Source organism: Pedobacter alpinus, from assembly GCF_042684645.1.
GTDB lineage: Bacteria > Bacteroidota > Bacteroidia > Sphingobacteriales > Sphingobacteriaceae > Pseudopedobacter > Pseudopedobacter alpinus.
Genome location: NZ_JBHULV010000037.1, coordinates 1 through 9,085, shown reverse-complemented (window position 1 = coordinate 9,085; position 9,085 = coordinate 1). Strand labels below are relative to the sequence as shown.

The following is a 9,085-nucleotide window of genomic DNA, read 5'->3' as shown; positions in this document are numbered from 1 at the left end:
CATTCGTTTGTTCATAGTTTCAAATTTAATGTGTTTATATTAAATCTGACAATAAAATCCCTCTAGTCAAAGGTAGCAACTCCAATTCTAAACTGTTGCAGAAAATAGAAGAGCTTACGCTCTACATTATTCAACTCAATAAAGAGCTTAAAGAATTGAAGAAATATAAAGAAACACCTAACAATAAAATCACACTCAATGAAAATTAAGACATACACTATCGTCATATTATTGCTTGTCTCATTTACTAATGAGGTGAAAAGTCAAAACATTATAGAGCTAGGCCCAGAAGGCTACAAATCAATTTTTATAGGCAATAACGGTGTTGGAGATTACACCAAATCAGTGATTTTATTGCATGAAATATACAACGGATCGCTTCTAGGGGCTAATTTTGCGATTGGAACCATAACGGCAAGGAGTTGAAATCAAGGATCATACAACCGACTAAGTGTAGTGGAATTGAAGAGTTCCTCCTCCTACAATGCCACATTTGCCACAATTAAATCTTCCACTATGGATCATCCATGGCAACTAAAAACTTGTATGTTTGATGGAAAAAAATATTTGGCATTAGCTGTACCATACGCTGACTCATTTTATGGTGACGGCTTCAGTTTCGCTGGTTGGACAGGGTCCTCAGGGCAAAATATGAGATGTGTGGCCTATGAGGTAAATGGGCAACCCATAAATCAAACTTTAATTAGTGACATTCAAGACTATTCTGGAGCAGGAATGATTGAAGATATCGTAACTACCGGTATGCGACTGAATGGGCCATTGGCCATTGGGACAACTAATTTGGATTTCCCTTTAAACGTAAATGGGACCATCCATAGTAAAGAAGTTAAAGTTGATTTAACTGGATGGAGCGACTTTGTTTTTAAACCTGACTACAAACTAGATAACTTAAGCGAAGTAAAAAAATATATCGAAACAAATGGACACTTACCAAATATTCCATCAGAAAAAGAGGTGATTGAAAATGGGATTAATTTAGGGGATATGAATAAAAAGCTTTTGCAAAAAATAGAAGAACTCACCTTATACCTTATCCAAAAAGATGAGGAAGTGAAAGAACAAGACAAAAAAATAAAAAGTATTGAAAGTAAATTAGAACAAATGATTTCAAAATCAACTAAACATTAAACCATGAAAAAATCACTCTTAATTACTTTTTTGTTCATTCAAATACAAATATTTGCCCATGCGCAATCCTATTTTCCTTCAGGAAATGGAGCTGCAGATTTACAGTCTTTTTCTTTTGCTAATGGACAATGGAATGCTGTTACCCCATCAAATAATACTTTAGGATCAAATTATTATCAAGGTGCAAATATTGGCTTTGATGCAAATAATTATTTTAGTTTAGTAAACCCTGTTTCACTAAATGAGTTTTATTTTGGAAGATGGGCTTATGGATGGCAAGGCTGGAATAGGGTTTGGCATTCAGGTAATTTAAATAACAATAATAGCAACTTTACGGCAAATGTACTAAACAGTAATAAGCTGGCAATTGGTGCTTTTGCTACCGAAGCAAAAATCAATCTTTTACAGACTGCTGATGCTGTAGAAAATAAGGGTCTAAAAATGTTTTACCAAGGGTCTTGGGGAACAGCGGGCTACGCAAGTGCTTTTAGATTCATTGATATAGCTAGCACAGAAGAAGGGCTAATATTTGAACTAAATGCATACGGAGCAGGAATAGGCTACTCTCCGCCAAGCTATGCCTCTCCGGATAAGCTTTATGTAAACGGAAATGTTGGCATTGGAACAAATACACCCGATGCAAAACTGACTGTTGCGGGTAATATTCATTCTAGAGAAGTAAAAGTATCTGTTAATGCTGGTGCAGACTTTGTTTTCAATAAAAATTATCCTTTAAAACCTTTAGATTCTTTAGCGTTGTTTATCAATCAATACAAACATCTACCAGAAATAGCTACAGCAAAACAAATGGAAAATGATGGGATTAATTTATCTGAAATGAATATTAAACTTTTACAAAAAATAGAAGAACTCACGCTATACCTTATCCAAAAAGATAAAGAAGTAAAAAGTTTAGAGGAAAGAATGAATGCCTTAGAAGCAAAATAATTAAAACCATTATTCAACTTTAATTAAATTTAAAATACAAACCATCATGAAAAACAAACAATTGCTAATTATTCCATTTCTAGTTATTGCCATTTTCTCTAAAGCCCAAATTAACGCTCCAGTAAATGTGCCCGCTTTAGGTATAAGTCCAACAGGGAATGATCCAAGCAGCATATTTTCTTATCAAAATCATCCTACGGCACATTATGGAATTGGTTGGTATAATGACAATGAATTTACTGGCGCAGCAATGGGTTATCTATCTGCTTATGGAGGGTTGAAATTTTTTACGGCTGGGCAACCTAAAATGATGTTGGATGTTTATGGCAGATTAGGTATAGGTACTAATTCGCCAACAGGAAAGGTGGAGATTAAAGGTCCATTTGATGGGAATTCTCAGTTAATTATTAATACAACATCATCAAACGCCGAATTAAGATTCAGTGATAATAACGTTATAAAGGGTTTTGTTTGGTATGATAAATTTTCTGATGGAATGGCTTTTGGTAGGGGAAGCACTTCAAACAGTATTTGGGTAAACACATCTGGTAATGTAGGAATCGGGTCCCTAAACCCCGGCTACAAACTAGACGTTATTGGCACTATCCGCTCTCGTGAAGTAAAGGTGGACATGAACGGTGCCGATTTTGTTTTTGAAAAAGATTATGGATTGATGCCTTTAAGCGATTTGGAGAAATATATCACAACTAATAAACACCTGCCTCAAATTGCTACTGCAAAAGAAATGGAAACCAATGGTGTAGAATTGGGTAATTTAAATTCTAAATTGCTGCAAAAAGTAGAAGAACTCACCTTATATATTATTCAAATGAATAAAGAAATAGATAAATTAAAAACTCAAATATCATCTAATCGATAGATAAACCATCATGAAAAAACAACTATTCACACTCCTAATTTTTATTGGATCTTATACCAATACCAAAGCGCAAATTTACACTCCAAGTGGGTCGATACAAGGTTCAACTGGAAATGACTATGTTGGAGTAGGTACCATTACCCCTAATGCAAAATTAGATTTAGGGACAGGTTATGGAGCAAATGGCGTAAAATTCTTAATGTATAACGACAACTTTTCCAATGAATTGGCAGGAACGAAATGTGGTTTTTATATGGATAATTATCGACCTAATAATTTAAATCTTGTTTTTCCAGAAGCTTCCGCTTACCCTGGATTATTTACCATCACTGCTAAGAATACTTCTGGAACAACTTTAAACCCATATTTTTCGGTTACTGGGTTAACCGGCAATGTAGGCATCGGCACAATAAACCCAGCCTACAAGCTAGACGTTATCGGCACCATACGTTCCAGAGAGGTAAAAGTAGATATGAATGGTGCCGATTTTGTTTTCGAAAAAGATTACGGTTTAATGCCTTTGAGCGATTTGGAGAAATTTATCACAATCAATAAACACCTACCCCAAATTGCATCTGCAAAAGAAATGGAAGCTAATGGTGTTGAATTGGGTAGTTTAAATTCTAAATTGTTGCAGAAAGTGGAAGAATTAACGCTTTACCTCATTGAACAAAAGAAATCTATGGATGATTTGAAAGCAATAGTTAGCCAACAAAATCAGGAGATTTTAAAATTGAAAAGCAAATAAAAAAATAAACCTTATCAAATGAAAAAATCACTTTTAGTTATTAAAGCATGTATTGTTGCCAGTTTAACAGTAAATGCGCAAACCAATACATTTCCTACCAGTGGAAATGTTGGAATTGGGACTACTAACCCTCAGGCTAAACTAGATGTAAACGGAGTTATCCAAACCTATAATTTAGATAGTCAAGTAGCTACATGGGATAATATGAAATTATGGTCTAATGGTGTTTCTAGTTTCATTTATTCTGATGGTGATGAAGAAGGGATGATTTTGAAATCAATTACTGGGAATAAAATCCTTTTAATGAGTAAAGTTGGTATAGGTATTAGTGATCCTAATTATTCATTAACATTTGCTAATGATAAGACTATTTCATTTAATTCAGACGCAACAAATCCTTTTGGCATAGAAGGAGGAGATCATTCTCAAACTAGAATAATAATGGGGCAATCTTCTGGTGCTAGTTCAAATATATCTTTTGGTGTATCAAATGGAAATGGATATGCGGGTTTTACAGAAAAAATGAGAATTTCTGCAAGTGGCAATATAGGCATCGGCACAACAAACCCTAGTTACAAATTAGATGTAATTGGCACCATCCGTTCTCGCGAAGTAAAAGTAGATATGAATGGTGCTGATTTTGTTTTTGAAAAGGATTATGGATTGATGCCTTTAAGCGATTTAGAACAATACATCAAAACAAATAAGCATTTACCAGAAGTAGCCTCTGCAAAAGAAATGGAAAACAATGGTGTAGAACTGGGCAAGTTAAACACAAAACTTTTACAAAAAATAGAAGAGCTCACGCTTTATACCATTGCGCAAGAGAAGAAAATTAACGCTTTAGAAGAACAAAATAAAAAAATGAAATTGTTAGAAAATCGGTTGGCAAAGCTGGAAATCTTAATCAAAGAATAATAGCAATGGCTTTCTCTTTACCCAAGAAAGCCATTTTATTTCCCTAATAACTTAGCTTGCACTTCACCCATCTGCTTTAAAAATTCCAGCAAAATATAAACTTCTTTTAAGTCTTTTCTGGCAGGTTCGCCATGTTTTACCATGTATTCCATCAATAACTTAAATAAGGTTTCTTTTAATGAAGCAGCTGAAACATTTTGTAACAGTTTCTCCAGCTCCTGTAAAAGTGGGTCTAAACTTTCTGCGCCCAAACCTTCCACTTGCTTGTGTATGTTGTTTCCAAAATTAAACTGGTAATTGATGTATAAGTTCATAAGCGCTTGTTTAGGTTAATTAAGTCTTCCAGATTTTTTATATAAATATCAAACTCACTTTTAGCTGCTGCCAATAAAGTATTCACTATATCATGGAGTTGATTAAAGTCCTTTGGTAAAACTTCAAACCCGCTATCATACCTTCCCTTTAAATAAGCTTCCTCAAGAAGAGAAAACAAATGTTCTTCTTCTTTATTAGAAGGTGTTAATACGGCATAAAGCGTTGGTGAAATACGGCTGGTATGGTTTTTAAGCTGTGCAATGGTATGCGTTTTTTGCTCTCCTCCCATAAATAGGTTAATAAATGCCCTTAAGGTAAATTCTGTTGCTTGGTGAAGCATAAAAGTTGCCAATGAATACTGTTGTTGGGAGGCAATTGTGCCAGCTGTTCTATAAAATATATTAGCTATTTTAATTGTAGACTGAAATTTTTCTGTTGCCTTATCTTTAATTTTTTTGAGACAAGGGTTTGAAAAATAAGGAACTTTTTCATGCTCGTTTTGGTAGACTAAATTTTGTGGACACAAATTTACCAAGAAGTAAAAAAGTCATTTTTGGTAGGCTTGTTTTACCCTACCGCTGGTAAAAACAGTGAAGGTAACGGGTAAATTAGATAAGCTTGCTAAGTTGAGATAAGGCTGCAAAGCATCCAATTTTTGCCCATGTCTTTCTGGCACTACAAAATAAAAATCATAGCATTGCATTTCTGTGGTACCTGCTTTAATGTGTTGCGTTAAATACACTTGCGCTGGTTGTAGCATGTTTACCAATGGTAATAAAATGGGGTGCAGCAAGGTTGGGCAGGCTTTAAATTTTTGCCGCTCTGCTAAAGCTTGATTAAAAACACCTAAACCCAGTTCGCTCAATTGCTGCAAACCATGCTTGGCTTGCAAAAGCAAATTTAATTTGGTTATATTTAGTGAAGTTGCGTGGTTAAGTACGTAACTATTTATCAGCAGTCCTAAAAAAACGGATAATGTTTCACTGTTATTTACAGCTTTAGACGGATGGATATTGTTTTCAATAAGCTCTGTTTCCATAAGAATGGGTTAAATGCGAAAGCAAATTGCGATTTTGTAGTTTGGTAAATTACAAGCGGCAGTTGTATCATACACCATAATTTGTGTATAAAACCATTGCTTTATTTTTTTATATTTGGATTATGGAAACCTTAAAACAACCTCAAAAAATGCATATTGGAAGAAAGATTTGCCGCATACGCGAAATACGTGGAATTAAACAGGAAGCGCTAGCGCAAGAATTGGGTGTAACCCAACAACAAGTTTCCCGTTTAGAGCAAAGTGAAGAAATTGAGGAGGAAGTTTTAGAGCAAATTGCTAAGATTTTAGGTGTGACTAAGGAGGCTCTTGAGAATTTCAATGAGGAAGCAATGTTTAATATTATAAATAATACATTTCATAATACTAGTAGTGATAACTCAACATTAATTGCAAGTTCTGTTAATTATCAGCCAACATTTAATACCATCGAAAAAATTGTTGAACTTTATGAAAGGCTGTTGCAGGCAGAAAAAGATAAGAATGATTTACTAAAAGGTAAATGATGAGAAAAGCCTAGTTTTTTAAGACTAGGCTTTTTTGTTTGCTGCTACAAACTTACTTCATTCCTTTAATTGTTGCTTTTATAAGATCATTTTCTTTTTGTAATTGTATAACGTAGAGCGTAAGTTCTTCTATTTTTTTCAATAGCTTGGCGTTCATTTCGCCCAATGAAACCCCATTTTTTTCTACTTCCTCTGCTGAAGGTATCCCCGGCAAATGTTTGTTGATTTTTATAAAGGTTTCTGTTTCTTTCAAGTCAGGTAGTTGGTAGTTTTTTCCAAAGACATAATCTGGCCAATTCGCGGTTTCTACCTTAATCTCTCTTGCCCTTATTTTTCCATTGACGGATAGCTTTTCTTGAGGTGTTAGAGTCCCGATTCCTACATTCCCAGTCTCGATATAATGTATTCCCTCGCCACTAATGCGTAAATTCCCAGAAGAAGCAATATCTTTAGACGTATCTACGCTGGGTGGAATGAAATCTGGTATTGATAGAGACGATGGCGTAGCATTGATAATAATCTGGTTTATACCACTGAAACCGGTCACTTTATCCTGCATGTAAGAAATCCTAGCTTTATATCCACCATAAGATTTAACATCCAAATATATCGGAGTTGCTCGATTAACATACCCTCCAACATTACTGGGAATATCATATTCGGCACCGAGAGAGATTTGAGCATTGCGATTAATGCCATAGGATTCTAGCAAACTGACTTTACGTTCTCCAACGTTTACTCCACGTCCAAATCCGATTTCTAACATGTACCTTTCATAACCTACCCCGTAGCTCTGCTCAAAAAGCTCCACGATAATTATCCCACCTGGTTGCCAATGATGTGAATTGTATGAAACCGTAGCAATTTCATACCTTATTGCTTGAGTATTGTCAGCATATAATGTATTCGTTACAGAGGTTTTTAAACCGTTCTGTTCTAAATGTACCTGTGCTTTTAGTAAGCTTACTGTTATTAGTAAGAAGATGAAGGTTATTTTTATTTCTCTCATTTTAGGAACGTTAATATTTGTAAGTTATTGGTTTCGCTTTTACTAGATTAAAGTGTTTACATATTCTCCGTTTTAAAGACGGTTGTAGCGAAATTATCCTGTTTATTCTCTATTAAACAACAAAATAGCCTTGTAATAATCTTTTTTATCAAAAGCTTTTTTTGCTCTTTTATTAAACGATATTATTTTTTCCAATTCTTTGGTATTGAAAGCTTGAATTAAACCATCCCCCAGCTGAAAAGCAGAAAGATTGTAGGTGCTGATATAGCTGGTTTCAGATAAAAAAGAATAAGCATTTATTTTACCACTTATTACTTTAAACTGCCAGCAGCTATCAGTGGCCAAGCCTGTAGTTAATCCTTCATATGGGCTTTCCCTACTGATGGATTTGGTCTCATTTACATAAGTTCTTGTCTCTCTGCCGGCTGCATTTTTTGGTAATTTCTTGTTTACCGTTAACAAATAGGTTTTATGCAATGTGGTATCGGTATAAATTTTTGAGCGGATGGTTTTTACGCTATCGTCTAAACCCGTTACTTTAAAATCATAAATAGGGTTATTGAGGTAGTTTGCATTATTTAACCAATTTCTATTCATCATCATGTTCATCATATTTCTGTTGGCCATAATCAAGTTTTGTTGAGACATCATCCGGTTATAAGAACCTTGATATGCAGCTGGCACTTGAGCGGTTGCTGTTTTTAATGCAATTGCAAAAGCGAATATGAGTAAGGTTTTGAGTAGGTATTTATTCATGTGATTGTTTGCTTGTTTGTTTTTTTTCTATTTATCTTATTTTTTCAATTGTAAAATCAGGTAATTTAAGTTTCTTGTCTCTTTTTGTTAATCATTAAACTAAATCTTTTCATGTTCACAAACCCAACTCCATTAGCTAATAGATAAGGGATTTCGACCATTTTGCCTTCCAATTTATGTTATATCATATGATTGTTTGCTTGTTTGTTTTTTTCTATTTATCTTATTTTTTCAATTGTAAAATCAGGGAATTTAAGTTTCTTGTCTCTTTTTGTTAATCTTTCAACTAAATCTTTTCATGTTCACAAACCCTCCTCAATTAGCTGATAGATAAAGGATTTAGACCATTTTGCCCTGCAATCTATGTTATATCAAATACCATAAAAAGCTTGGAAAAAATTGATAATTTTTATTAAGCATTTAGTAACTAAATGAATTATCTACCCTCACCACTTACTCTTTTGCAACTATAACCCTGTTTTTCCAAATCCTTTTTAAACTCTCTGGCATCCTCGCCACACATTCCTTGCGTTGAATTTGTTTTTTTGCACTCGAAGCAGGCATTCTTACCGCAGGATGTTATTAAGACTGCTAAAAGGCTAAGAATAAGTAATTTTCTCTTCATATTTTTCATATTTATGTATTTCAATTTTGTTCTTTGTTGTTGGTATTGGGGCTTATGTGTCTTAGCTTAAATATTCCGTATTGGCACAATAAAGCCGTTGCCCCTCGCTGGTGCGAGCTTGCAGCTCGTACCTTTACTATCATTACTATCAAACAAAATCTATTTCTAGAACTC

11 protein-coding genes are annotated in these 9,085 nt (G+C 34.3%); 6 read left to right on the top strand and 5 right to left on the bottom strand.

The window, feature by feature from the left end:
• The first annotated feature begins 516 nt into the window (after positions 1-516).
• From ACFSSE_RS11000 to ACFSSE_RS10980, 5 genes are read left to right on the top strand one after another with little or no spacing between them, the layout of a single operon-like run.
• Positions 517-1,149 (top strand): hypothetical protein, encoded by a 633-nt coding sequence (locus ACFSSE_RS11000; RefSeq protein WP_379044709.1) that lies wholly within the window; start codon positions 517-519, stop codon positions 1,147-1,149.
• Between the two features lie 3 nt (positions 1,150-1,152).
• The gene (locus ACFSSE_RS10995; protein WP_379044706.1) at positions 1,153-2,097 is read left to right on the top strand and encodes a hypothetical protein; all 945 of its coding nucleotides are present in this window, start codon (positions 1,153-1,155) and stop codon (positions 2,095-2,097) included.
• 46 nt (positions 2,098-2,143) lie between these two features.
• Positions 2,144-2,977 carry a hypothetical protein gene (locus ACFSSE_RS10990; RefSeq protein WP_379044703.1) on the top strand — a complete coding sequence of 278 codons (834 nt, stop codon included), beginning with the start codon at positions 2,144-2,146 and terminating at the stop codon, positions 2,975-2,977.
• 10 nt (positions 2,978-2,987) lie between these two features.
• Complete coding sequence (locus ACFSSE_RS10985) at positions 2,988-3,725, top strand: hypothetical protein (RefSeq protein WP_379044700.1); 738 nt, start codon at positions 2,988-2,990, stop codon at positions 3,723-3,725.
• Positions 3,726-3,743: 18 nt separating this feature from the next.
• Entirely contained in the window at positions 3,744-4,643 is a 900-nt protein-coding gene (locus tag ACFSSE_RS10980; RefSeq protein WP_379044697.1) for a hypothetical protein, read from the top strand.
• 35 nt (positions 4,644-4,678) lie between these two features.
• Here ACFSSE_RS10980 and ACFSSE_RS10975 read toward each other — a convergent pair whose 3' ends face one another.
• From ACFSSE_RS10975 to ACFSSE_RS10965, 3 genes are read right to left on the bottom strand one after another with little or no spacing between them, the layout of a single operon-like run.
• Entirely contained in the window at positions 4,679-4,957 is a 279-nt protein-coding gene (locus tag ACFSSE_RS10975; RefSeq protein ID WP_379044694.1) for a hypothetical protein, read from the bottom strand.
• Positions 4,954-5,493 carry a HEPN domain-containing protein gene (locus ACFSSE_RS10970; protein WP_379044691.1) on the bottom strand — a complete coding sequence of 180 codons (540 nt, stop codon included), beginning with the start codon at positions 5,491-5,493 and terminating at the stop codon, positions 4,954-4,956. The genes ACFSSE_RS10975 and ACFSSE_RS10970 overlap by 4 nt, the downstream gene beginning before the upstream one ends.
• A gap of 12 nt (positions 5,494-5,505) precedes the next feature.
• Entirely contained in the window at positions 5,506-5,997 is a 492-nt protein-coding gene (locus ACFSSE_RS10965; protein ID WP_379044688.1) for a hypothetical protein, read from the bottom strand.
• Between the two features lie 122 nt (positions 5,998-6,119).
• Between ACFSSE_RS10965 and ACFSSE_RS10960 the strand changes: the two genes are divergently transcribed.
• On the top strand, positions 6,120-6,521 hold the full coding sequence (locus tag ACFSSE_RS10960) for a helix-turn-helix transcriptional regulator (protein ID WP_379100906.1): 402 nt from the start codon (positions 6,120-6,122) through the stop codon (positions 6,519-6,521).
• A 52-nt stretch (positions 6,522-6,573) separates the two neighbouring features.
• Here the strand turns inward: ACFSSE_RS10960 and ACFSSE_RS10955 are convergent, their stop codons facing one another.
• The gene (locus tag ACFSSE_RS10955; RefSeq protein ID WP_379044682.1) at positions 6,574-7,530 is read right to left on the bottom strand and encodes a hypothetical protein; all 957 of its coding nucleotides are present in this window, start codon (positions 7,528-7,530) and stop codon (positions 6,574-6,576) included.
• A 102-nt stretch (positions 7,531-7,632) separates the two neighbouring features.
• A complete protein-coding gene (locus ACFSSE_RS10950) occupies positions 7,633-8,286 on the bottom strand; it encodes a hypothetical protein (protein WP_379044679.1) in 654 nt (217 codons plus the stop codon).
• Positions 8,287-9,085 lie beyond the last annotated feature (799 nt).